General features: G+C 69.2%; 14 protein-coding genes and 1 pseudogene. 10 read left to right on the top strand and 5 right to left on the bottom strand.

Going from position 1 to position 23,950, the window contains the following annotated elements; all coding sequences use genetic code 11:
• Nucleotides 1–57: 57 nt before the first annotated feature.
• Both ptsP and E3O62_RS05580 read left to right on the top strand, forming a co-directional pair.
• Nucleotides 58–1,743 carry a phosphoenolpyruvate--protein phosphotransferase gene (ptsP, locus tag E3O62_RS05585; protein ID WP_134393572.1) on the top strand — a complete coding sequence of 562 codons (1,686 nt, stop codon included), beginning with the start codon at nucleotides 58–60 and terminating at the stop codon, nucleotides 1,741–1,743.
• A gap of 74 nt (nucleotides 1,744–1,817) precedes the next feature.
• Complete coding sequence (locus E3O62_RS05580; RefSeq protein WP_134397820.1) at nucleotides 1,818–2,096, top strand: HPr family phosphocarrier protein; 279 nt, start codon at nucleotides 1,818–1,820, stop codon at nucleotides 2,094–2,096.
• Between the two features lie 85 nt (nucleotides 2,097–2,181).
• On the opposite strand, the gene E3O62_RS05575 is transcribed toward E3O62_RS05580, so the two are convergent.
• Nucleotides 2,182–5,694, bottom strand: a complete 3,513-nt coding sequence (locus E3O62_RS05575; protein WP_134397819.1) for a TM0106 family RecB-like putative nuclease — start codon at nucleotides 5,692–5,694, stop codon at nucleotides 2,182–2,184.
• A gap of 269 nt (nucleotides 5,695–5,963) precedes the next feature.
• Here E3O62_RS05575 and E3O62_RS05570 point away from each other — a divergent pair, with 269 nt between their 5' ends.
• Nucleotides 5,964–6,227, top strand: coding sequence for a hypothetical protein (locus E3O62_RS05570; RefSeq protein ID WP_174720110.1), 264 nt, complete (start codon nucleotides 5,964–5,966; stop codon nucleotides 6,225–6,227).
• Nucleotides 6,228–6,229: 2 nt separating this feature from the next.
• A complete protein-coding gene (locus tag E3O62_RS05565) occupies nucleotides 6,230–7,222 on the top strand; it encodes an FHA domain-containing protein (RefSeq protein ID WP_174720109.1) in 993 nt (330 codons plus the stop codon).
• Between the two features lie 453 nt (nucleotides 7,223–7,675).
• On the opposite strand, the pseudogene E3O62_RS05560 reads toward E3O62_RS05565, so the two are convergent.
• Nucleotides 7,676–7,987, bottom strand: a pseudogene (locus E3O62_RS05560) (MFS transporter); the annotation flags it as partial.
• Nucleotides 7,984–8,835 carry a tryptophan-rich sensory protein gene (locus tag E3O62_RS05555; protein WP_241973340.1) on the bottom strand — a complete coding sequence of 284 codons (852 nt, stop codon included), beginning with the start codon at nucleotides 8,833–8,835 and terminating at the stop codon, nucleotides 7,984–7,986. The gene E3O62_RS05555 and the pseudogene E3O62_RS05560, both read right to left, overlap by 4 nt.
• Nucleotides 8,836–8,875: 40 nt before the next feature.
• Between E3O62_RS05555 and E3O62_RS05550 the strand changes: the two genes are divergently transcribed.
• Nucleotides 8,876–9,262 carry a VOC family protein gene (locus tag E3O62_RS05550; RefSeq protein WP_104169668.1) on the top strand — a complete coding sequence of 129 codons (387 nt, stop codon included), beginning with the start codon at nucleotides 8,876–8,878 and terminating at the stop codon, nucleotides 9,260–9,262.
• A gap of 25 nt (nucleotides 9,263–9,287) precedes the next feature.
• On the opposite strand, the gene E3O62_RS05545 is transcribed toward E3O62_RS05550, so the two are convergent.
• Nucleotides 9,288–9,986 carry an HAD-IA family hydrolase gene (locus E3O62_RS05545; protein ID WP_134393567.1) on the bottom strand — a complete coding sequence of 233 codons (699 nt, stop codon included), beginning with the start codon at nucleotides 9,984–9,986 and terminating at the stop codon, nucleotides 9,288–9,290.
• A 68-nt stretch (nucleotides 9,987–10,054) separates the two neighbouring features.
• Between E3O62_RS05545 and E3O62_RS05540 the strand changes: the two genes are divergently transcribed.
• Nucleotides 10,055–12,223: a S9 family peptidase gene (locus tag E3O62_RS05540; RefSeq protein WP_134397818.1), complete on the top strand. Its 2,169-nt coding sequence runs from the start codon at nucleotides 10,055–10,057 to the stop codon at nucleotides 12,221–12,223.
• Nucleotides 12,224–12,315: 92 nt separating this feature from the next.
• Nucleotides 12,316–15,393, top strand: a complete 3,078-nt coding sequence (locus E3O62_RS05535; protein ID WP_134397817.1) for a DEAD/DEAH box helicase — start codon at nucleotides 12,316–12,318, stop codon at nucleotides 15,391–15,393.
• Here E3O62_RS05535 and E3O62_RS05530 read toward each other — a convergent pair.
• A complete protein-coding gene (locus E3O62_RS05530; RefSeq protein ID WP_134393564.1) occupies nucleotides 15,390–15,914 on the bottom strand; it encodes a flavodoxin domain-containing protein in 525 nt (174 codons plus the stop codon). The two genes, E3O62_RS05535 and E3O62_RS05530, sit on opposite strands and share 4 nt — an antisense overlap.
• 148 nt (nucleotides 15,915–16,062) lie before the next feature.
• Between E3O62_RS05530 and E3O62_RS05525 the strand changes: the two genes are divergently transcribed.
• The 3 genes from E3O62_RS05525 (at nucleotide 16,063) to E3O62_RS05515 (ending at nucleotide 23,942) form a co-directional block, all read left to right on the top strand.
• A complete protein-coding gene (locus E3O62_RS05525) occupies nucleotides 16,063–18,366 on the top strand; it encodes a bifunctional diguanylate cyclase/phosphodiesterase (RefSeq protein WP_134397816.1) in 2,304 nt (767 codons plus the stop codon).
• Nucleotides 18,327–20,666, top strand: coding sequence for a bifunctional diguanylate cyclase/phosphodiesterase (locus tag E3O62_RS05520; RefSeq protein ID WP_166786423.1), 2,340 nt, complete (start codon nucleotides 18,327–18,329; stop codon nucleotides 20,664–20,666). Before E3O62_RS05525 ends, E3O62_RS05520 begins: the two co-directional genes overlap by 40 nt.
• A 69-nt stretch (nucleotides 20,667–20,735) precedes the next feature.
• Complete coding sequence (locus E3O62_RS05515) at nucleotides 20,736–23,942, top strand: cation-translocating P-type ATPase (RefSeq protein WP_241973339.1); 3,207 nt, start codon at nucleotides 20,736–20,738, stop codon at nucleotides 23,940–23,942.
• Nucleotides 23,943–23,950 lie beyond the last annotated feature (8 nt).

Raw genomic sequence — 23,950 nt, 5'->3', positions numbered from 1 at the left:
CCGACGCGTAGCATCAATAGCGCAGTATTTTTGCTGCGCAAGAATAGAGGTTGTCCCGTGCAGAATTTCACTGGTGTAGGCGTAAGCCCCGGCCGGATCATCGGATCCGTTCGCCAGATGCCCAAACCGATCAGCGAACCCCCGGCAGGTGAACGCCTGGATGCGGCGACTACACCCGAAGTCGCAACGGCAGAGCTGCGGACGGCCGCCAAGGTGGTGCAAACCGAGCTTCAGCGTCGCGCCGAAGCCGCCACGGGCGCCAGCAAGTCGGTTCTCGAAGCCACCGCGCTGATGGCCACCGACCCGATGCTGATAAAAGCTGCAGTGAAATTAATCGTTACCGGAACATCCGCCGAACGCGCGATCTGGGAGTCCGGCGCATCCGTCGCCGAGATGCTGCACAACCTCGGCGGCTACATGGCCGAGCGGGCCACGGATGTCCTCGACGTGCGGGCCCGGATCGTCGCCGAGCTGCGCGGCGTCACCGCCCCCGGCATCCCCCAGTCTGACGAGCCCTTCGTTCTCGTAGCCGAGGACCTCGCCCCGGCCGACACCGCCACCCTCGACCCGAACAAGATCCTCGCCCTGGTCACCAGCGGCGGCGGACCGCAGTCGCACACCGCGATCATCGCCCGCGCCCTCGGCCTGCCGGCCGTCGTCGCCGCCGTCGGCGTCGACGCCCTCACCGATGGCACCGAGGTCTACGTGGACGGCGCCGCCGGAACCCTCCAGGTTGACCCCGGCGACGACGAGCGCACCGCCGTCACGGCGTGGGAGCACGTCGCAGCCAGCCTGTCCGTGTTCGACGGCACCGGCACCACCGCCGACGGCCACCTCGTTCCGCTGCTGGCCAACGTGGGCGGGGCCGCTGACGCGGTCAAGGCCGCGGCCGCCGGCGCAGAGGGCGTCGGACTGCTCCGCACCGAGTTCTGCTTCCTCGAGCGCGACATCGAGCCCACTATCGACGAGCAGGTCGTGGCCTACCGCGGCGTGTTCGACGCGTTCCCCGGCAAGAAGGTCGTCGTGCGCACGCTCGACGCGGGCGCCGACAAGCCGCTGCCGTTCCTCACCGACAGCACGGAGCCCAACCCGTCGCTCGGCGTGCGCGGTTACCGCACCGACCTGACCAGCCCCGGCGTGCTCAAGCGCCAGCTCACGGCAATCGCCACCGCAGCACAGGCCTCCTCCGCCGTGGTCTGGGTGATGGCACCGATGATCGCCACGGTCGACGAGGCCGCCGACTTCGCCGCCATGTGCCGCGTCGCCGGGCTGAAGACCCCCGGCGTCATGGTGGAGGTTCCCTCCGCGGCGCTCCGCTCCGCGAGCATCCTGACCGAAGCCGAATTCGTCAGCCTCGGCACGAACGACCTCACCCAGTACACGATGGCCGCCGACCGTCAGCTCGGCACCCTCGCCGCGCTGAACTCGCCGTGGCAGCCCGCCGTGCTTCAGCTGATCCAGCTCACCGTCGCGGGGGCGATAGACGAGGGCCACAACAAGCCCGTCGGCGTCTGCGGCGAAGCCGCCGCCGACCCGGTTCTCGCCGTCGTGCTCGTCGGGCTGGGTGTCAACACCCTGTCTATGACGGCCCGGTCGATGTCCGCCGTGGGCGCCGTGTTGAAGTCCGTGACGCTCGAACGGGCGCAGGAACTTGCCCAGATCGCCGTTTCGGCCCGTAATTCGGACGAAGCGCGTACCCGCGTGCGCGCCGGATTGCCCATACTTGAAGAGCTGGGTCTCTAGCCGCTTCGGATCTACGTCGCATCGCATCATCGCCGGCGAGCCACCCCTTCGCCGGGCACCAATTAGGAGGAACCATGTCCGAACGTAAAGCCACCATCGCGAGCCGCGTCGGCCTGCACGCACGCCCCGCATCCATCTTCGCGGCGGCCGTCGGCGACCTGACCCTCGAGGTCACCATCGCCCTCGAGACCGACCCGGCCGAGGACGCGATGGATGCCTCCAGCATCCTGTCGCTGATGAGCCTGGGTGCCGCCAATGGCGACATCGTTGTGCTGCGCGCCGAGGGCGACGGAGCCGATGTGGCTCTCGAATCCCTCGTCAAGCTCCTCGAAACGGACCTCGACGCCGAGTAGCACCCCCGACCGAAGGCACCTTCAATCCGCGCGAATCATGCCGGAGTGAGGGTGCCTTTTCGTGGGTCAGGCTTCGACGCCGGAGTCAGGCCCGGGCGGGCGTGACCAGGGTGATGAACGCGCTCAGCTGGGCCAGACTCTCCACACTCGAGGGCAGGGTCTCGGTCAGGGCCGGCGAGTAGACCAGCCAGGCCGCCCACTGGGCACGGGAGATGGCCACGTTGAGCCGGTTTGCCAGGAGCAGGAACTCGAGGCCGCGCGGCACGTCCTCTGCCGCGGAGGCGGCAAGCGAGATCACGGCGACCGCCGCCTCCCGGCCCTGGAACTTGTCGACGGTGCCCACCGGCACGTCACCCAGACCGGCCTGCACGAGGTGGCGGCGAAGCAGCTCGACCTGCGCGTTGTAGGGCGCCACGACGATCACGTCGCCCTGCGCCAGCGATGCGCACCGGCCACCGGATGTCCAGGGTCGGCCGAGCAGACCGGTCACCAGTGAGACCACGGCTTCGGCCTCCTCCACCGACGAGGTGGAGTTGAACCGGTGCGGCACGGGCATCGGGTGCAGGCCCGGCTCCACTCCCTCGAGTCGGCGATCGGAGGGGTGCGAGCGCAGCCGCCCCTCGTAGGACAGCGCCGACACCGGAGCGCAGACCCTCGGATGCATGCGCCAGCTGGTCTTCAGAAAGTAGCCGAATTCCGGCGGGAGCACCTGGTGTCCGTCGCTGAGCCAGCCCAGAGCCGAGCCGTCGACCGGTTCGGGGTGCGTGCCCTGGCTGACCTGCGGCAGCTGTTGCGGGTCGCCGAGCAGCAGCAGGCGTTCGGCCGCGACGGCAGCTGCGATGGTGCTGGCGAGGGAGAACTGGCCGGCCTCGTCGATCACGAGCAGGTCGAGGGAGCCCCGCGGCACCCGGTCGGCGTTGCTGAAGTCCCAGGCGGTGCCGCCGAGCACCCAGCCGCCGGACTGGCCGGTGAACCGGGCGAAGGTCTTGGTATCCAGGAGGGTCCACGGCACCGGCTTTGTCTCGTCGCCCTTTTTCGCCTTCTTCCCGACCTGGCCGGGCTCCAGCCCCGCGTCGATTCCGGCGGCGAGTACGGCGCGGAGCATGTTCTCGACCGCGGCGTGGGACTGCGCGACGACGCCGACGCGCCAGCCGTGCCGCACGACGAGGTCGGCGATCACCCTCGAGCCGACGAAGGTCTTGCCGGTTCCGGGCGGGCCCTGCACCGCGAGGTAGGACCGGTCGAGCACGAGCAGGGTGTCCCGGATGGCGGTGCGCACATCCCCTTCACCATCACCCTCGCCGTCGCCGGGGCGCGCCGGTGGCTGCACCAGGGGCTGCGTCGGGCCGCTTGCCCCGAGCAACCGGGGCGGGCGTCGGCGCAGCAGGTCGAAGGCCGCGTCCGGCAGCGGTTCCGGCCACCGGGAGAGCACGGCGCGGCCCCACTCCGCGATCGCGGTCACCTGGCTACCGGCTGGCGGCGGAGTGCCGGGGGTGAGGGCGATCGGCATTTCCCGGTGGGCGGGTGCATCGCGTTCGAGCACCTCCTCGACCAAATAGACCGACTCGTCGATCACGTCGATGATGGTCGCCCTGTTGTGCGCGGTGCGCACTCCGGGGGCGTCGCTGCGGCTGATCGGCGGGTAGGGCAGGTCGTAGAGCAGGAACGGCTGCTGCCCGACCTTGAGCGAACTGCCCGGCGCGAGTGCCCCGGTCAGGCGCAGTACCCGGCGGTCGAGCGACTGGCGGCCTTCCCGGTGCCAGCCCAGGTGCAGGGCTGCTGTTTCGACGATGAGCACGTCCCTGGTGTCCGCCCAGTCGTCCACGGGCGCGCCCAGGCGACTGTAGTGGTCCCACCAGAATGATTTCTGCTCCCGCCGGTGGTAGTCGATCGCCGCCGAGGCGAGGGCGAGCGCGGTCTGGTCGGCGGTGCGCTCGGCCGGCGGAACGTCGGCAAGCAGCGCGGAGAGTTCCAGGTAGACCGGGTCCGGTTCCCGCACCGGCAGGGGCACGCCTGCCAGGGTCGCCGGCGACGCTGCGGTGGCGCCCGGCTGCTCGGCCGCGCGGGCCAGCAACCAGTCGCGCAGGCGCAGGGTGGAACGGCAGTCGTACGCGTTGTAACGGGCGATGTCCGTGAGAATCTGCTCCGCGGCATCCGTCTGGCCGGCGGCCAACAGGGTGCGCGAGCGCACGTATTCGGTGATCGAGTCGGCGGCGTTGGCCACGCCCTCGCGTTCCTCGAGCCCCATGTAGAGCGGTTCGAGCTTCTTGAGCGAGTAGCTGCGGCTGCCGATGCGCAAGCCCTGCCGCACGATCGGGTAGAGGTCAACGAGCACATTCCGGCGCACTAGGTCGTCGACCGCTTCTTCGCCGACCCCGTGCCGGGCGGCAAGGCCGAGCAGGTGGGTGCGCTCGTAGGGGGCGTAGTGGTAGATGTGGAGCCCCGGATGCCGCGAACGGCGCTCCCGCACATACTCCAGGAAGTCGATCAGGGCCTGACGTTCCTCGGCGTGGTCGTGCGCCCAGAAGGTGCGGAAGGTATCGTCCGGCAGGGCCAGACCGAACAGATAGTCCAGCCCCCACGCTCCGTTGCCGGCCTCCTGGTAGAGCGGGTCACCCTCGAAGTCGAAGAAGATGTCCCCCGCATCGGGTGCGGGCAGCGCCGCGAGGGCGGCCGGGTTGATGATCTCCCAGTTCAGTGGCCGGCCGGGAGCCCGGGGGGCGATCTGCAGCCGGGCCTGCCCCTGCAGGGTCGCCAGCGTGGCGTCTGACAAACCGGGGACGGGCTCGCGCCGCGCGGCGAGGTCGTCGATGGAGCGGACGCCCGCGGAGCGCAGCCGGGCACGCTGGCTGAGCCGCAGGTTCGCGACCAGGAGCACGTCCCGGTGCTGCTGCACCTGCTCCTCGCACAGGTCACAGCGGCCGCAGGCGGCGTAGCGAGGGTCACCCCACGGGGTGGGTGCAGGGTCGGCGAGGCGTTCGTCGACCAGCCGCTCGAGGCGGGCGCGCCGGGCGCGGTAGACCGGCAGGATGTCCTGCAACCGGTGCGAGCTCGTGCGGCCGTCGCCGAGCAGAAGGTGCACGTTCTCCCCCGTCGGGATGCCCATCCGCTGCAACTGGTCGCTATACGCCGCCAACTGCAGCAGCGCCGTGATCTTCGCCGAGCGTGCCAGCTTCGTGTCGTAGACCTCGTAGGTCGCGGCATGGTCGGCGGGGTCGCTCTGGTCGCCGCTCCCGGTGCGGATGATGAAGTCCGCGTAGCCCAGGAATCGCCCGTCGAAGAACGCGGCCTGGAACACCACCTCGGCCCCTGCGCGCAGGGCCGCCTCGCTCATTTCAACGGCGGAACCGATGTCGACGAGGTCGCCACGTTCGATCTCGACGACGGTGCGGGTCGCGCGCAGCTGTTCGAGCATCCGCAGTTCGTGGGCGTCGCCCAGCTCGGCGGTGCGCTGGAGCATGGCGTCAGCGGCTGCCGGGGCGGCGTCGATGCGTCCCAGTTTCGCGTCGAGTCTGCGCAACAGTGCCCACTCGCAGGCGGCCGCGGCGCTGAGGTCGCTCGCCGAGTAGCCAACGGTGGCGGAGTCTGATAGGAACACGTTGATCTCCTTTTTGCGCCCGCACAACCACACCGGAAGCGCTGGTCACGGTGGTTTCGAGGCTAGCGGAGACCACCGACCAGAACAGGGGGTGCCGCGCCCTTCCCCCTGCAGCCGTGCTCAACTAGGGTTGGCCTACACGCGGCAGACGAGGCTCCTGATGGCTGTCCGCGCTGCGGTTCACCGTTGATCCGATTCTGGCCGATTGCGGGCCCGATGTGCGACGACCGAGTGCCGTTTCCCTGCAACCAAGCGAAAAGGAACACACCGTGACTGACAGCCAGAACCCCGTACCCACTGCCAACGCCACCGGCCCCGACGCCCACAACATTAAGGACTGGACCGACCTCGGCAAGGAGATGTGGTCCTACCTGACCGGCAAGAGCGCCGCCATCAACTACAGCTTCATCGACATGACCGTGGAGGTGCCTCGCGACATCGGCCCCGACGCCCCCCGTGCCACCTGGAAGCTGAACGGCACCCTGCGGGTCACCACGAGCGAGGGTTCCGGCACCGAACCGCTCACCAAGTAGTCATGAGCCCCACCACCCGCCTGGACATCGACCTGGAGTTCTCCCTCGCGGAGCCGGGCACACCGGGCGACACCACGGAGGCGACCGGCGCCGAGCAGATGGGCGGAACAATCACGGCCAGCGGCCTCGACGTCGAGATCTTCTCCAGCAAGCCCGAGATGTTCGTGCGCACCAGCACGATGAAGCTGAAGCAGCTCCGCGGCCTGGCCGGCGCCCTGGCCGAACGCGGCCTGACCGTCTCCGTGTCCGGCCCCGACGGCCTGATCATCCGGCTGGGAGCCGTCAAGGCACCCGTCATCCAGCGCCTGCTGACCGGTTCGTCGCACATCACGCTCGGCAGCCGGGCCGCGCTGGTTCCGCTTCTGCGGCGGCGCAGTACCGCACCGAAAGCGGGCCTGACCCTGCCGTTGCCGCCGGGCACCCTGTTGCCATTGGTGCCGACCTTCGACCGGCGCATCCGTCGCCGGGTGACCACGACGCACTACACACCGGGGGCAGGCCGGCCCCGGCTGGTTTTCGTGATCGGCTCGGAGAACTGGAACGGTCAGATGCCGCGCGAGTTCGATCTGCTGCCGACGGTCACCACCATCGGTTCGGCCCCGGATGCCGACCTGCAGCTGGCCGGTCTGCAACCGTTCCATGCCGAAATCCGCCACGACGACAACGACGAGTACGTTCTGTATCCGCTCGGCGACGTTTCCGGCGGAGCCAAGCGAAATTACCGGCCGGACGAGCACGATGGGCAGGTCCTGCGCACCGGCGCCCGGATCGAGATGGGTCCGTGGCGCATGGCCTACTTCCGTGAGGAGTACGCCGACCACGGCCGCCCCTACGGCGGTCGCGTGGGCGGGGAGCTGTCCGTGCAAAAGCCGCAACCGAGCCGCCGCGCAGCCCGGTTGGAGCGCGAGGCCAACGCCGCCGCTGCCGGCACCACGAACGGCGGCATAGAGCCGACGTCCGCGCGGCCGGGGCCGGTGGACGACTCCGAGATCTAGGGGCAGGTCCGGGTCGACCGATCCTGGCCTCGCCACTCGCCGCGACGGATGCCGCCGAGCCGCCCCGAACCAATTCGACGGATTTTGAGGAAAAAACGGGTTTACGGGCTCTTTGGGAGGGTCGTGGGCAAAATCCCCGTCGGATTCGTTCGGGCTGCGCGGTGGAGCACGGGGTGGCGGGTGGGGTGACGCGCGGGGTCGCGGGGGATGCAGAGCGCAGCTGTGCGGCTGCGGCTCTGGCGGGCCTTGTGGCCAACTCAGGAGATCCGTCCGGCCGGGACGGACATCCGCACCAATTCCGCACTGGTCCGCGGGAGCCGGGCAATGCGGGCGACGGATGTCCTGAGTTGGCCACACGCGCAGGCTCGGCCGGGCCTGACCCACGGCGGAGCCCGGGATCCTCCCATCCTCGAAACCCGCTGGCCGTCAGGGACACGCAGCTAGACGGGCTCCCGCGAAGACGGAGGCTGTGGCGAAGACGATTGCGCCGAGAATCAGGATGCGCCGTCGACCGAACCGGTCGGCGAGCGTTCCGAACACCAGCAGCAGGGCCGCGAAGACCAGGGTGAAGCTCTCCTACACCCACTGCACCTGGGTCGAGGTGATCGCCAGGTCGTCGACGATCGAGGTGATGGCCACGTTGATGATCGTGGAATCGACGATGATCAGAGCGACGGCGACGCTGATGAAGACGAGACCGGCCCAGCGCCGCCGCGCCGGGGTGACGCCCGCCGGGGTGACGGGCAGGGTGGCCGGATCGCTCATGCGGCGAACGATCGGGACGTGGAGGACGTGGAGGTGCGCACGCGCACGGTGATGGTGACGATCAGGATGGCGGCCACGGCGACGATCGCCGTGATCGCCGTGGGAGTGGAGAGCAGGGTGCCGGCCAGCCGGGCCACGGCCACCCAGGCCAGGCCCCAGCACAGCGACGCGGCCGGGGCGAGGCGGCCGTGGCCGTAGAGCGCGAGGAACACGCCGACCAGCCCGGCGACGGCGATGACCAGCACCGCCCACAGGTCCGCGCTGAGGCCGAAGCCTTCGAAGCCGGAGACGACGAGCACCGCGGTGACGTTGGCGGCGGTGGCGATGGCCACCCAGCCCAGGTACAGGCCCACGGTGCCGTCGGCGACGATCGTCTCAATCAGGTTTTTGGGCCGGGTGCGGAGCGTGAGCTGGAACGCCCGGATCAGCACGACCAGCAGAAGCACGATCACGGGCACACTGAGCCAGAGCAGGTCGAACTGGATGCTCAGGATCCAGACGGCGTTCAGCACGAGCGACGCGGCGATGGGGTAGCCCAGGGCGCGTTGGCGGGCATCCGTTTTCTGCGCCGGCATGAATTGCCACAGGGCGTAGGCGATGAGGCCGAGGTAGATCGCGGTCCAGATGCCGAAGGCCGGCCCGTCGGGGGCGATCGGGGTCGCGTCGGCGGCGAGCGCACCGCCTGACGCGTTCTGGATCGGGGTTCCGCCGGCGGCCCCGGACCCGATGAACGATCCGACGACGGCCAGGATCGCGCTCACCAGCACCACCGTTTGACGCAGTGGATCGCTGCTCTTATTCATCTCGGTCTCCCAACGATCAGCTAGCGTGATAATCGACGGTTTCATCCTGACCTCCTCCGCCCCCTGGAGTATGCGAAACTGCCGCATGCGCATCAACGGAGTGCACCACATCGCCATTATCGCCAGCGACTACGACGTGTCCAAGGCCTTCTACCTCGACGTTCTCGGCTGCACGCTCGAAGCGGAATACTTCCGGGCCGCGCGCCGGTCGTGGATGGGCAAGCTTGCCTTGAACGGCCACTACCTGATCGAACTGTTCTCTTTTCCCGACACCCCGCCTCGGAAGAGCGGCCCGGAAGCGCTCGGGCTGCGCCACCTCGCGTTCGAGGTCGACGACGTGCCGGCCGCGCGCGACGAGCTGATCGGTAAGCACGTCGAGGTTGAGGAACTGAGGGTGGACCCGAACACCGGCAAAGCGATGTTCTTCTTTCGCGACCCCGACGGGCTGCCGCTGGAGATCTACGAGCGCTGAGTCCGGACGCTATTGCTCCGGGCTGCTACTGCTCGGTCACCAGGTGGAAGACCACTCCGTCATCCTGCACGGACACGCGCAGGCGGTCGAGACCGGAGACCACCAGGTCGGCCTCCAGGTCGGCGGCCCGATGGGTGCCGACGACGCCGATCGTGGCGCAGCCGGCGGCGCGGGCGGCGGCAAGGCCGGCTGGGGCATCCTCGACCACAACGCAGCGGGCCGGGTCGACGCCGAGGCGTTCGGCCGCCAGCAGGAACGGCTCGGGGAACGGCTTGCCGCGGCTGGTGTCGTCGATGGTCACCACCGTGAGCGGTGCAGGGAAGCCGGCGGCGTCCAGGCGCACCAGGCACAGCTGCCGGGCACAGGACGTGACGATCGCCCGGCGGGCCTCGGGGATGCTCGCCATGAGTTCCGCCGCGCCGGCCAGGATCCTGACACCAGCCGTGTCGGCCAGTTCGAACTCGGTGAGCCGGGTGACGGATGTCTCGACCAGTTCCTCCGGCACCAGGGTCGCGATCATCTGACGCGCCGGCACCCCGTGCTCGGGGCCGGTGAACGACGGGCCGAGGCCGACCTCGGCACCCCAGCGCAGCCAGGACCGGGTGACCGCCTGAGTGGAGTCGACCAGGGTGCCGTCCATGTCGAAGAGCACCGCCTGGAAGACCTGCCCCTGCAGGGCCTCCTCTCGGGAGGTTTCGAGCGGGGCGATTCCGGGCTGCGTCATTGTGGTTCCATTCGTCTCTGGGCTGGTACCCCTCAAGTCTGCGCCCTCACGGAACTACGCTATGACTCATGACCACTCCTCCCCGCGCGGTGCAGAAGCCACAGCAGCGCAATTTCCATGACGACGTGTTCACCGACAACTACGAATGGCTGCGCGACAAGGACAGCCCCGAGGTGATCGCACACCTCGACGCCGAGAACACCTTCACGGATGCCCACACCGCCCACCTGGCCCTGCTGCGGGAGCAGATCTTCGAGGAGATCAGGGGCCGCACCCAGGAGACCGACCTCAGCGTTCCGGTGCGACAGGGCCACTGGTGGTACTACACCCGCACGGTCGAGGGGAAGGAATACGGCATCCACTGCCGTGCGCCGATCTCCGCGCCGGACGACTGGACCCCGCCGGTGCTTCCCGAACAGATCCCCGAACAGACCAGCGGGCAGGCGAGCGGGACCGCCGGACTCCCGGACGAGCAGCTCGTGCTCGACGACAACGCCGAGGCGGCCGGCCACGAGTTCTACTCGCTCGGCAGCACCGACGTGAGCGGCGACGAGAGCCGGCTGCTCTACGCCGTCGACACCGAGGGCGACGAGCGATACACCCTGCGCGTTCGCGACATCGCGACCGGCGAGGACCTCGCGGACGAGATCCCGAACACCGGCGAGGGGGCACTGTTCGACCCGAGCGGCCGCTACATCTTCTATACGACCATGGACGACGCCTGGCGGCCCGACACCGTGTGGCGGCACGAGGTGGGAACCGCGGCCGCCGCCGACGTGTCGGTCTTCCACGAACCCGACGAGCGCTTCTGGGTGGGCATCGGCCTCACCCGCAGCCGCAGGTTCCTGCTGATCGAGGCCGGCTCGAGTGTGACCACCGAGACCCGGCTGCTCGACGCCGTCGACCCGACCGGCGAGTTCGCCCTGGTCTGGCCGCGGCTGGACGGCGTCGAGTACGACGTGGAGCACGCCGTGCTGGGCGGCGAGGATCGCCTGCTGATCGTGCACAACCACCACGCGGTCAATTTCGAGCTGGTCAGCGTCTCCGTCGCCGACCCGCGGGGTGAGAAACGGATTCTGCTGCCCCACGATACGGCCGTGCGCCTCGAGAGCGTCGACGCATTCCGGGACTTCGTGGTGGCCGAATACCGGCGGGACGGGCTCACCCGCGTTGCCGTGAGCGCCGAGGCACCCGACGAGGAACTCGATTTCGTCGAGCTCGGCTTCGAGGAACCGCTGTACTCCGTGGGCACGTCGGCCAATCCCGAGTGGGACACGCCGACCATCCGTCTCGGTTACACCAGCTTCGTCACGCCGTCGACGGTCTACGACCACGTGGTCGCCACCGGCGAGCGCCGGCTGCTGAAGCAGCAGCCCGTGCTCGGCCGCTACGACCCGACCCTGTTCGAGCAGCGCCGCGAGTGGGCCACCGCCGCCGACGGCACGCGCATCCCGATCTCCCTCGTCTACCGGCGCGACCTGGTCGCTCCGGGAACTCCCGCCCCGACCCTGCTCTACGGCTACGGCTCCTACGAGATCAGCATCGACCCGTCGTTCAGCATCGCCCGGCTCAGCCTGCTCGACCGCGGCATGATCTTTGCGATCGCCCACGTGCGGGGCGGCGGCGAGCTGGGTCGACTCTGGTACGAGAACGGCAAGAAGCTGCACAAGCGCAACAGCTTCACGGACTTCGTCGACAGCGCCCGGCACCTGATCGACCAGGGTTACTCCAGTCCCGACCGGCTCGTCGCCGAGGGCCGGAGTGCCGGCGGCCTGCTGATGGGCGCCGTGGCGAACCTGGCCCCGGAACTGTTCTCGGGCATCCTCGCCGGGGTGCCGTTCGTGGACGCGCTGACATCGATCCTGGACCCATCGCTGCCGCTGACCGTGATCGAGTGGGACGAGTGGGGCGACCCGCTGCACGACCCTGAGGTGTACGCGTATATGCGCGGCTACTCCCCCGTGGAGAACGTGCGCGACACGCAGTACCCGCGGATACTCGCCGTGACCAGCCTCAACGACACCCGAGTGCTCTACGTCGAGCCGGCCAAGTGGGTGGCCCGGCTGCGCGAGGTGGGAGCGGATGTTCTGCTGAAGACCGAGATGTCGGCCGGCCATGGTGGGGTGTCCGGCCGGTACAGCCGCTGGCATGAGACGGCGTTCGACTTCGCCTGGATCATCGATGCCGCCAGGGCGCATCCGTCGAGGGAAGCAGCGGTCACCGCGGTAGCTGTGTGAGCCTCAGCAGTTTTCCGGCGCATTCTCCGTCGAATCGGTTCAACCGCGGACACTGCGCTCCGACCGCGCTGCCCACATGAGAGCATGGAGCCATGTCTGACGCCGGGTCTCCCCCGGCGCGGGTGGACTGGAAGCGGATCGCGGGACCCCCGCCCTGCGAACCGGGTGGGACCGCCGATCCGCCCGTTCCGATGGGCCTCCAATTCGAGCTGCGCGAGCAGACGCCCCGCACGAACGACCGCTGGCGAGGTGCGACGGCCCGGCCGGTGACGAACGTGCGCCCCGGGCAGGGCGAGATCCGGCTCGGGGTGCGCCCGGTCATCCGAAGCGCCCGCGGCAACTGGGTGCGCGCGGACGTGGCGTGGAACCAACTGGGCTTCCACCGCAACCGCCTCAACCTCAACCGTGAGCACCACCGCTGGCTGAGCCAGATCCTGGCCCTGCACCGGGCCGTGCGCGGCGTCTACACCAGCCAGGAGACGGACTGGATCTACCTCGACGACTTCGCCAGCCCGCTGCTCTGGACCCTCTTCGACGAGGCCGAGACCCTGGGGCTGCGTCTCGTGGGCAGCACGAAGGATGCCACGGTCAGCGTGGGCCGCGCGGCCCACGTGAGCCTCGACGCAAGCCGGAACGCCGCCGGCACCCAGGGTCTGCTCCTGACCACCCGGCTCCTGTTTGACGGCACCCCGCATCCCCCCGAGCATTCCGGGGCGATCGGCGGCCACGGGATCTACGGCTATGCCCTCGGGCCGCGCCCGATGTTCACCCTGGCCCCGACCGTCGACGGTCCGCTCACCGCCGAGCAGCGACGGCTGCTCGGTGCGCCCGGCACGGTTCTCGTGCCTGCCGACGAGACGGCCGAGTTCCTGAGCGACTTCTATCCGGCGCTGCGGCGTACCCTGCCGGTGACCAGCACGGATGGCTCCGTGCGCTTCCCCCAGGCCGACCCACCTCTGCTCGTGCTCACCGCCTGGTTCCGGCCGAGGCAGGCGCTGGAGCTGGCCTGGCATTGGGAGTACCGCGAGGGTGCCCTGCTGAAGAAGCTGCCCGTGCTGTCATCCACGTCCACATCCACGCCCACGTCCACGTCCACGTCCACGTCTTCGTCTCCCTCGTACGGAAGCCGCGACGAGCCCACCGAACGGGTCATCCACGAGCGGGCCAGGCGCCTCCTCGAGGAGGCCGGCCACACCGGCGCAGGCCCGGCCGCGACATCGATCACGCTGCGCGGCATCGATGCGGCCGAGGTGGCCGAACGTGCGCTCCCGCGGCTGGAGACGCTGCCCGGCGCACGCGTGGACATCCGCGGCACCCGGCCCGACTACCGCGAATTGACCGAGACTCCTGAGCTGACAATCAGCACGGTCGAGACGGACCAGCGGGACTGGTTCGACCTGGGCGTGATCGTCACGATCAATGGTCGGAGCGTGCCGTTCGGCCCGCTGTTCAAGGCTTTGGCGAAGGGGCAGGCGAAGCTCCTGCTGGTCGACAACAGCTATCTGTCGCTGCGGCAGCCGGCGTTCGAGCGCCTGCACGAGCTGATCACCGAGGCCCGCGCCCTGCAGGAATGGGACACCGGCCTGCGCATCAGCCGCTACCAGGCTGCCCTCTGGAGCGACTTCGAGGACCTCGCCGACGACACCGAGCAGGCCGTGGCGTGGCGGGCGGCCGTGTCCGGGCTGATCGGCTTGTCCAAGGGCGCCGACGACGCCGAGCACGCCCCGCCCGCCCCGCTGCCGGCCGCCGTGCACGCCACCCTGCGCCCATACCAGGCGCAGGGCTTCACCTGGCTGACCTTCCTCTGGCAGCACCAGCTGGGCGGAATCCTCGCCGACGACATGGGCCTCGGCAAGACCCTGCAGACGCTCGCACTCCTGGCGCACGCGACCGCCCACCCGGCCGAGCCGGCCCAGCGGCGGCCGGTCCTGGTCGTCGCCCCGACATCCGTCGTCGCCACCTGGCGTTCCGAGGCCGCCCGCTTCACGCCCGGCCTCGACGTTCGGGTGATCACAGGCACCGAGGCGGCCGGCGGCATCCCGCTGACGGATTCCGCGGCCGGCGCCGACGTCGTCGTCACCTCCTACACGCTGTTCCGTCTCGACTTCGAGGCCTACCAGGCGCACGGCTGGGCCGGGCTGATCCTGGACGAGGCACAATTCGTGAAGAATCGTGCCACCCGGGTGCACCTGTGCGCCCGCGACCTGACGACGCCGTTCAAGCTCGCGCTCACGGGCACACCGATGGAAAACAGCCTGCTCGAGCTGCATGCCCTGTTCGCGATCGTGGCACCGGGCCTGTTCCCCTCTCTTCGGCGGTTCACGGAGGAGTACGTGCGCCCGATCGACCGCGGCGACACCCCCGAGGTGCTCACGCGGCTGCGCCGGCGCATCCGCCCACTGTTGCTGCGTCGCACCAAGGCGGTCGTCGCCCCCGAGCTGCCGCCCAAACAGGAGCAGGTGCTTGAGATCGAGCTGAACCCCCGGCACCGCGCGCTCTACGACACGTTCCTGCAGCGGGAACGGCAGAAGCTGTTCGGCCTGATCGACGACCTCGACAAAAACCGGTTCATCGTGTTCCGCTCGCTGACCCTGCTGCGGCTGCTCAGCCTGGACCCGTCCCTGGTCGACGAGAAGTACACCGGAGTGTCGTCCAGCAAACTGGACGCCCTCTTCGAACAGCTGGGTGACGTCGTCGCCGAAGGTCACCGTGCGCTCGTCTTCAGCCAGTTCACGTCGTTCCTGAAGAAGGCGGCCGCGCGGCTCGAAGCCCGGGGCATCCCTTACTGCTACCTCGACGGGTCCACCCTGCGCCGCTCCGAGGTGATCGACCGGTTCAAGACCGGCAGTGAGCCGGTGTTCCTGATCAGTCTGAAGGCCGGCGGGTTCGGCCTCACCCTGACCGAGGCGGACTACGTCTTCCTGCTCGACCCATGGTGGAACCCGGCCACCGAGACGCAGGCCATCGACCGCACCCACCGCATCGGCCAGACGAAGAACGTGATGGTCTACCGAATGGTCGCCACCGGCACCATCGAGGAGAAGGTCATGGCCCTGCAGAAACAGAAGGCCGAGCTCTTCGACCAGGTGCTCGGCGACGCCCCAGCGGATGCGCCGGGGTTCAGTGGAAACCTCACGGCCGACGACATCCGCAGCCTGCTGGGGAGTTAGACGGACAGCTCCCGGGCGATCTCCGCCGCCCATTCGTCGATCGCGACCCAGTTGCGGAAGTCACCCTCGGGCAGCAGCTCGCGCCCACTCGGGATGCGCCGCACAAGTTTGTCCCGGCGGCCGAGCACGGCCGGGTCGAGCGCACCGAAGAACACCCGCATTCCGCGCGGCTGGAGCGACTGGCCGAACTCCTCGAACTGCTTCGGCTCACTCTCCTTGAGTAGATCCCGCCCCTGGGCGTCCTTGCCCGCGGTGCCCAGCGGCCCGCTGCTGAACAGCCACACCGGGTGCGCCGTGATCAGTTCCTGGTGGCGCCGCACGAACTCCGTCGCGTCCTTGCGCCACGACCCCATGTAGGCGGAACTGCCGATCACGAAGGCGTCGTACCCGTCCACCTGGTCAACGGATGCGACCGGCCGGGCCACGGCATCTTGCCCTGCCTCCCGCAGTTTGCGGGCGATGCGCTCGGCGATTCCCTCGGTGGCACCGTACTTGCTCGAAAACCCCACCAGTGTCGTCATGATTGCCTCCAGCTCGTCGGTCCTGCAGATCAATCGTATGGCGGTGCGAGGGTCACCCCAGAACAGATCTTCACCCCCATTTGCGCGGAAGGGTTGATTCACCTGCCCCCGCCGCTGCTAATCTAACTATTGATAACGTGGGGGTTCCGTGCAGGTGAATTCAGGGGCGCCCTACGGCCGCCTAATTCGAGGTTTCTTCACCAGGAGCGCCTCCTGGCCCGCCTGGCTGATGGCCGTGTTCCTCGGCAGCTACGTCATCGGCCTGCTGATGCCCGACGACGGGTTCCACCTCTTCGTCGACGGCTGGCTGGCGTCCCTCCTGAAGTTGTCCTTGGTCGTCGTGTGCTGGGCCGCCGTGATGCGTAAGCGCTCGCGGAGCCGAGTGCGGATCGCGGCCAACGGTCTGACGCGATTCCGGCATCCCGAACTCCTACTCACGGCCGCGGCGGTCACCATCATCGCGATCGTCGATTCCTACTCCTTGTGGATGCTGATCTGGGGCGCCGAGATGTTCCCCCGCGTGAGCGAGGTCGGCTACTTGCTGTTCTTCGCCCTCATGCTGGCCGTGCTGGTCATCATGGTGCGCCGCCAGCTGCGCGGCATGGTCTGGTCGGTGGTGCTGGACAGCGCCATCGGTGCACTCGGCGCGGCCTCGGTGCTGGCGGTGCTGCTCGGCCCGATGGCGAGTGCACTCGACGCGGCCGGGGCGAACGCGGCCATCACCGCCGCCGTCGCCTACCCGCTGTTCGACCTGCTGCTGGTTGCCGTCGTCGTCGCGCTCACCACCTCGCAGGGCCCGATTGCCGGCCGCCGCTGGGTCCTCCTCGTCTTCGGCCTGCTGATTTTCACGTCGACCGGCCTCGTCTTCGCCATGCTCGAAACCAGGTACGTTCTCGGCACTCCTCTGGACGCCGGCTGGGCCGTGGGGCTGGCCCTGATCGCGGTGTGGGCGGATGCCTCGTCGCGGCCCGATCTGGTTCAGAACAACTCCTCCAACGGCGTGGCGGCCCTGGCGCTGCCGGCGGTGTCGACCGCAGCCGGCCTGGGTGTGCTGCTCCTCGCCAGCCAGACGCCGGTTCCCCACATCGCGGTCGGGCTGGCGGCGGCGACCCTGGCCCTCGCAGCCGTTCCCCTGGTCTCCCGGCAGGTGGCCCTGCGTCGCCAGTCCAAGACCGACGAACTGACCGGTCTGCCGAACCGGCGTGCGCTGTACGCCGAGGTCTCGTCGAGACTGGCCGACGACAGGAGCCGGAACCGGGCGCTGCTGCTGCTGGACCTGGACCGCTTCAAAGAGGTCAACGACAGCCTCGGGCACGACGCCGGCGACCGGTTGCTCGTGCAGGTCGGCCGTCGTCTGCTGGAAGGAATGCGGTCCGGTGACCTGCTCGCGCGGTTGGGCGGCGACGAGTTCGCCATCCTGCTCGAGCACACCGACCAGGTGGAGGCCGAGGCGGTGGCCAACAAACTCCGGGCCACCCTGGCCCAGCCGTTCACTCTGGAAGGCATCTCCCTGCAGACCAGCGCGAGCATCGGAATCGCCCTCTACCCCAACCAGGGCGATGACCTGACCGCACTGCTGCGCAAGGCCGACATGGCGATGTACAAGGCGAAGGCGACCCACAGCGGCCACCACGTCTACCGCAGCGCGGACAACCGCCACGGTGACGCCCGGCTGCGCACCCTGCAGGAGTTGCGCCTCGCCCTGACCGAGGACCAGCTGGTTCTGCACTACCAGCCGAAGATCTGCCTGAAGACCGGATTCGTCTCCGGCGTCGAGGCCCTCGTGCGCTGGAACCACCCCGAGCGGGGCCTGCTGTTTCCCGACCAGTTCCTGACCCTGGTCGAGGAGGCCGGCCTCATGCACGCGCTGACCCAGGAAGTTCTGCGGAAGGCGTTGGACCAGTCCGTGCTCTGGTCGGCCCAGGCCCGCACCCTGACGGTTGCGGTGAACGTGTCCGCCAGCTCGCTGATCGACGCCGATCTGCCCGAACGGGTGGGCACCATGCTGTCGGCCCGCGGGCTTCTGCCCACCGCGCTGATGCTCGAGATCACCGAGGACTTCCTGATGGCCGACCGCGACCGAGCCCGGGACATCCTGACTCGGTTGCGCGCCAGCGGTATCCGGATCTCGGTCGACGACTTCGGCACCGGATACAGTTCGCTCGCCTATCTTCGTGACCTGCCCATCGACGAGCTCAAGCTGGACCAGTCCTTCATCTTCCCGATGGCCGACGACGCCCGGGCCGCCGCGCTGGTGGCCTCCACGATCGACCTCGCGCACGGCCTCGGCCTGAAAATGGTCGCCGAGGGCGTGGAGAACAGCGTCGCCTACGACGAGCTGGTGCGCTACGGCTGCGACTTCGCCCAGGGATACTTCATGTCACGCCCCATCTCCGCCGCGGCACTCGACGAGTGGCTGACCGCCCGGCAGAGCGCGGCGGCCCTGCCATGACCGGCAGCACCCGTGAGCGGTTCCGCTTCGGCGCGCTGACGCTCATGCTGGTCCTGGTCATCGCCTATACCCTCGGTCTGGCCCTGAAGGGCGATGACTTCAGCCCGCTGGTCGACGGCTGGCTCGCCATGCTCTCGGTGTGGGCACCCGTGCTCGTGGGCTGCGCCGCCGTCTACCGGGTCGGGCGCGGGCAAATCGAGGTGGGCCTCGCCACCGCCGCTCTGGCGGCCAACGCCCTGGCGGACAGCTACTCCCTCGTCATCACGGATGCCGACGGTGCGATACCGTTCCCCTCGCCGGCCGACATCGGCTATCTGCTGTTCTACCTGCTCCTGCTCTGGGCGCTGGCGGTGCTCGTGAACCGGCAACTGCGCGGATCGGCCTGGTCCGTCTTCCTGGACACCGCCGTGGGTTCGCTGGGTGCCGCCGCAGTGCTGGCCGTCATCCTCAGCCCCGTCTTCGATTCCGCCGCCGCGGACCCGCTCAGCCTCGGCGCTGTCATCGCGGCCGCCTATCCGGCGCTCGACCTGCTGGTGGTGGCGGCGATCGCCGGGATCGTGGCGTCGCACGGCCCGGATGCCGGCAAGCGCTGGATGCTCCTCGTCGCCGGCCTGGTGGTCTTCGCCGGCGCCGACACCGTCTTCGCGCTGCAGGGTGACCTGTACAGGGTGGGCACCCCACTCGACGCGACCTGGAACATCGGGGTCGTACTGATTGCGCTCTGGGTGGACAGCACCTCCCTCCCGCGCCCGGTGCGGGATCGCAGGGCCACGGCCACAACCGTGTCCGCTCTGGCCGTGCCGATGGTGTCGACGATCGCCGGACTGGGGGTTCTGATCCTCGCCAGCCAGGTCACGGTGTCAAACCTCTCCGTGGTCCTGGCCGGGGCAACCATGACACTGGCGGTGGTGCCGCTGGCCGGCCGGCAACGGGTTCTGAACCTGCTGGCGCGAACGGACGACCTCACCGGTCTGCGCAACCGTCGCGCATTCAACGCGGACGTGCCCACCCGCCTGGCCGCGGTCGAGGGCCGGAAGAATGCCCTGCTGCTGCTGGACCTTGACCGGTTCAAGGAGGTCAACGACAGCCTCGGCCATGACGTCGGTGACCGGCTGCTGATCCAGGTCGGCATCCGTTTGAACCGGCAGCTGCGTGCCGGCGACCTCCTGGCCCGCCTCGGCGGCGACGAGTTCGCGATCCTGCTCACGGACTCCGCGCGGGAGGATGCCCTGACGGTGGCCGTCAAACTGCGTGCCGCGCTGGCCGAGCCGTTCATTCTGGAGGGCATCACGCTGCAGACCAGCGCCAGTGTCGGGATCTCCCTCTATCCCGACCAGGGCAAAGACCTGACGGCGCTGCTCCGCAAGGCCGACATGGCCATGTACAAGGCGAAAACGAGCCGCAGTGGCCACCACGTGTACGACAGCGACGACGACAGCCATGGCGAGACCCGGCTGCGCACCCTGGCCGAACTGCGCCTCGCTCTCATCGATGAGCAGCTGGTGCTGCACTATCAGCCCAAGGTCGACCTCGGCAGCGGGGCGGTGCGGGACGTCGAGGCCCTCGTGCGCTGGAACCACCCCGAGCGCGGCCTGCTGCCGCCCGATCAGTTCGTGCCGATCATCGAGGAGGCCGGGCTGATGCACACTCTGACGCAGGTCGTGCTGCGGCAGGCGCTGGACCAGGCGGTGCTCTGGCAGGCGCAGGGGCGTCCGCTGACCATCGCCGTGAACCTGTCGGCCAGCTCACTGGTCGACACGGAACTGCCGGACCGGATCGGTGCCATGATCGCCGCCCGCGGTCTGCCCTCGTCGATCCTGGCCCTGGAGATCACCGAGGAATTCCTGCTCAATGACCGGGGCCGGGCCCGCGGCATCCTCACCCGGCTACGCGAGCAGGGCATCCGCATCTCCGTCGACGACTTCGGCACCGGCTACAGTTCGCTCGCCTACCTGCGCGATCTGCCCATCGACGAGCTCAAGCTCGACCGATCCTTCGTCTTCCCGATGGCCGGCGATGCCCGAGCCGCGACCCTGGTGTCCTCGACGATTGCGCTGGCCCACAGTCTGGGGCTGCGCATGGTGGCCGAGGGCGTGGACAGCGGCGCCGCCTACGACCAGCTGGTCGGCTTCGGCTGCGACTTCGCGCAGGGCTTCCACCTGTCGCAGCCGGTTTCCGCCGCCGCGCTGGACACCTGGCTCGCCGACCGACGAGTCGCAGATACCGAGTCGGCGCACGCGCGTGACGTCGCACCCGCCGTGCCGCCCGGTGACCTTGTCGCGGAGCCGGCCGAGGTGTAGACCCATCTGCGCACCCTGTCCACGATCGGGGTGGGGGCGCATCCGTCGGACACGCCGCCCTACGATCAGATGAGCTTCCGCTTCAGGGGCGGGTTCCCCGGCTACGCGTTGGAGTTCGTGCCCGAACTCGACGGTGACGCCAGCGGACTGCCGATCCCCATGCCCGGCACCAGCCGCATCCTGCGGGTCGTCTTCACCGCGGCGCAGGCGCACACCGAACAGGGCCAGTCGAGCGTCGACTCGGCGCCGCCCGCCTTCATCGACTACGACGCGATCACCCGCTACGCTCCGGCCGGAGACTTCGAGGGCTACGTGACCTACGGGATCGGCGTCGGCCGCCCGGCCCCGGTTCTACACTGGGTGAAGCCGCGGGCCAGACCGACCCGGCACTCCCGGAAACGAGGAACCCACCCGATGGACGCGTCTGCTCAATCGGAGAAATCAGCTCAATCGGAGAAATCAGCTCAATCGGAAGAACCGAACCCGATCGACCGTCTCGCGGTCGATCCCGCCGTTACCGATGCCACCGAGATCGCCCGCCGGCTCGAGACCGACGCCGCCCGGGGCCTCACCGGCGCCGAAGCCGCGCGTCGCCTCGCGGCCGAGGGCCCGAACGAGCTGCGCGGCGTGCGCCCGGTGCCGTTCTGGCGCCGGATCCTGGCCCAGTTCAACGACCCGCTGATCTACCTGCTGCTGGTCGCCACCGCGGTGTCGTTCGGCGCCTGGCTGATCGAGGGGGCACCCGGCCTGCCCGTGGACGCCATCGTGATCGCCGTGATCGTAGTGCTCAACGCCGTGCTCGGCCTGGTGCAGGAGGCGCGCGCCGACAACGCCGTGGCCGCCCTGTCCACCATGACAGCGGCATCCTCGACCGTCCTCCGCGACGGCCTGCTCGCCACCGTGCCCAGCACTGACCTGGTGCGCGGCGACCTGCTGGTTCTGGGTGAGGGCGACAGCGTGGGGGCGGATGCCCGCCTCACCGAGGCGAGTTCGCTGCGTATCGCGGAGGCCTCCCTCACCGGCGAAAGCGAGGCCGTCACCAAGAACCCGCGCACCCTTCCCGCCGCGGCCGCCCTCGGCGATCGCCTGAACATGGTCTTCAAGGGCACCGCCGTCAGCCAGGGCGTCGGCCGCTGCATCGTCACCGGAACCGGCATGGACACCGAGGTCGGCGCCATCGCCACGATGCTTGACCGCACCGAGGCTCACCCCACCCCGTTGCAAACCGAGATCGGCCACATCGGCAGGCTGCTCAGCGTCGTCGTGATCGCGATCGCCACGGTCGTGATGCTCACCGTCGTGCTCGTGCAGGGCGTGTCCACGCCCGCCGACTTCGTGACCGTGTTCCTGCTCGGGGTATCCCTCGCGGTCGCAGCCGTTCCCGAGGGGCTGCCGGCGATCCTGTCGGTGATCCTCTCCATCGGGGTACAACGGATGGCGCGGCAGAACGCCGTTGTCAAGAACCTGAAATCCGTGGAGACCCTGGGCTCCGCATCCGTGATCTGTTGCGATAAGACCGGCACGCTGACCCGCAACGAGATGACGATCCAGCAGCTGCTGACCGCCTCCGGCCGGGTAGACGTGACCGGGGTGGGCTACCGCCCCGAGGGCGAACTGCGCCAGGGCGCCGAGCCGCTCACAGACCCGGCACTCCGCTTTGAGGCCCAGCTGGTGCTGGGCGTCGGTTCCCTCGCCGGCAACGCCCAGCTGACCGAGCAGGACGGCGAGTGGGAGATCCAGGGTGACCCCACGGAGGCCGCGTTCCTGGTGGCCGCGGCCAAACTCGAGGGCACCACCGAGCACATGGCCCGGTTCGAACGTCGGGGTGAGATGCCCTTCACCTCGGAACGCAAGATGATGTCCACCCTGCACCAGGCGACCGGCGACGGCAGTCTGCGCATCTTCAGCAAGGGCGCGCCCGACGTGCTGCTCGAGCGCTGCGCCTACGTGCAGGTCGGCGAGACGGTCGTACCTCTGACCGCCGAGCAGCGGCCACGGTTGCTCGCCGACATCCAGGCGCTCTCGGCCCAGGCCTTCCGCACCCTGGGTGTCGCCTACCGCCGCGCCGACGAGAACACGGCCCCGCTGGACGAGGCCGACGAGCAGGGCCTGATCTACGCCGGGGTGGTCGGCATCATCGACCCGCCCCGCGCCGAGGTGACGTCAGCCGTCCAGGAAGCCCACCGGGCGGGCGTGCGCGTGATCATGATCACGGGCGACCACCCCGCCACGGCCGCGCGGATCGCGAGCGACCTGGGGATCGTCGAACCGGGGGCGACGGCGCTGGCGGGAGCAGACCTCGACCACCTCGACGAGCCGGGGCTGCGGGAGGCGGTGCGCGGCACATCCGTGTTCGCCCGCGTCTCCCCGCGGCACAAGCTGCGGATCGTCGACGCCCTACAGGCCAACGGCGACATCGTGGCGATGACCGGCGACGGCGTCAACGACGCCCCGGCCCTGAAGTCCGCCGACATCGGCGTGGCCATGGGCATCACGGGCACCGAGGTGACCAAGGAGGCCGCGAAGATGATCCTGGTCGACGACAACTTCGCCACCATCGTCGCCGCGGTGCGGGCCGGCCGGGTCATTCTCGAGAACATCAAGAAGTTCCTGCGGTACCTGCTGTCCTCGAACATGGGCGAGGTGCTCACCGTGTTCCTCGGCGTGCTCCTCGCCGGGGTGCTGGGCCTGACCGGCGCCAGCAGCGAGACCGTGGTGCTGCCCCTGCTGGTCACCCAGATTCTCTGGATCAACCTGATCACCGACTCCGGTCCGGCCCTGGCGATGGGCGTCGACCCGGAGATCGACGACGTGATGGCCCGCCCCCCGCGCGGGATCAACGACCGTATGATCGACCTGCGCATGTGGGTGGGCATCATGTCGACCGGCCTGGTGATGGCGGTGGTCACCCTCGCCACGATCGACCTGTTCCTGCCCGGCGGGCTGCTGCCGGCGCTGGAACCCGGCACCGACGGCCTCACCGTGGCCCGCACCGCGGGGTTCACCACCCTGGTCTTCGCCCAGCTGTTCAACACGCTCAACGCGCGCTCCGAGCTGACCACCGCGTTTCACCGGCTGTTCGTGAATCCGTGGCTGTGGGGGGCGATCCTGCTTGCGATCCTGTTGCAGGTGGCCGTGGTCGAACTCCCGCTCCTGCAGACCGCGTTCGGCACCACCCCGATGGACCCTCTGCACTGGGCCGTCTGCGTGGGCATGGCATCCGTCGTGCTGTGGGTCGAGGAACTGCGCAAGTGGATCCTGAGGGTGCGCGCCTGACCTCGCCC

It is taken from the genome of Cryobacterium sp. TMT2-15-1, assembly GCF_004402345.1.
Lineage (GTDB): Bacteria > Actinomycetota > Actinomycetes > Actinomycetales > Microbacteriaceae > Cryobacterium > Cryobacterium sandaracinum.
The sequence above is the reverse complement of the archived record's forward strand: the minus strand, read 5'-3'. Positions and strand labels throughout refer to the sequence as shown.

Coding starts and splice junctions, on each gene's coding strand:
- E3O62_RS05580 (WP_134397820.1), top strand. CDS start 1,818: ATGTCCGAACGTAAAGCCACCATCGCGAGCCGCGTCGGCCTGCACGCA.
- E3O62_RS05565 (WP_174720109.1), top strand. CDS start 6,230: ATGAGCCCCACCACCCGCCTGGACATCGACCTGGAGTTCTCCCTCGCG.
- E3O62_RS05555 (WP_241973340.1), bottom strand. CDS start 8,835: ATGAAACCGTCGATTATCACGCTAGCTGATCGTTGGGAGACCGAGATG.
- E3O62_RS05550 (WP_104169668.1), top strand. CDS start 8,876: ATGCGCATCAACGGAGTGCACCACATCGCCATTATCGCCAGCGACTAC.
- E3O62_RS05545 (WP_134393567.1), bottom strand. CDS start 9,986: ATGACGCAGCCCGGAATCGCCCCGCTCGAAACCTCCCGAGAGGAGGCC.
- E3O62_RS05540 (WP_134397818.1), top strand. CDS start 10,055: ATGACCACTCCTCCCCGCGCGGTGCAGAAGCCACAGCAGCGCAATTTC.
- E3O62_RS05535 (WP_134397817.1), top strand. CDS start 12,316: ATGTCTGACGCCGGGTCTCCCCCGGCGCGGGTGGACTGGAAGCGGATC.
- E3O62_RS05530 (WP_134393564.1), bottom strand. CDS start 15,914: ATGACGACACTGGTGGGGTTTTCGAGCAAGTACGGTGCCACCGAGGGA.
- E3O62_RS05515 (WP_241973339.1), top strand. CDS start 20,736: ATGAGCTTCCGCTTCAGGGGCGGGTTCCCCGGCTACGCGTTGGAGTTC.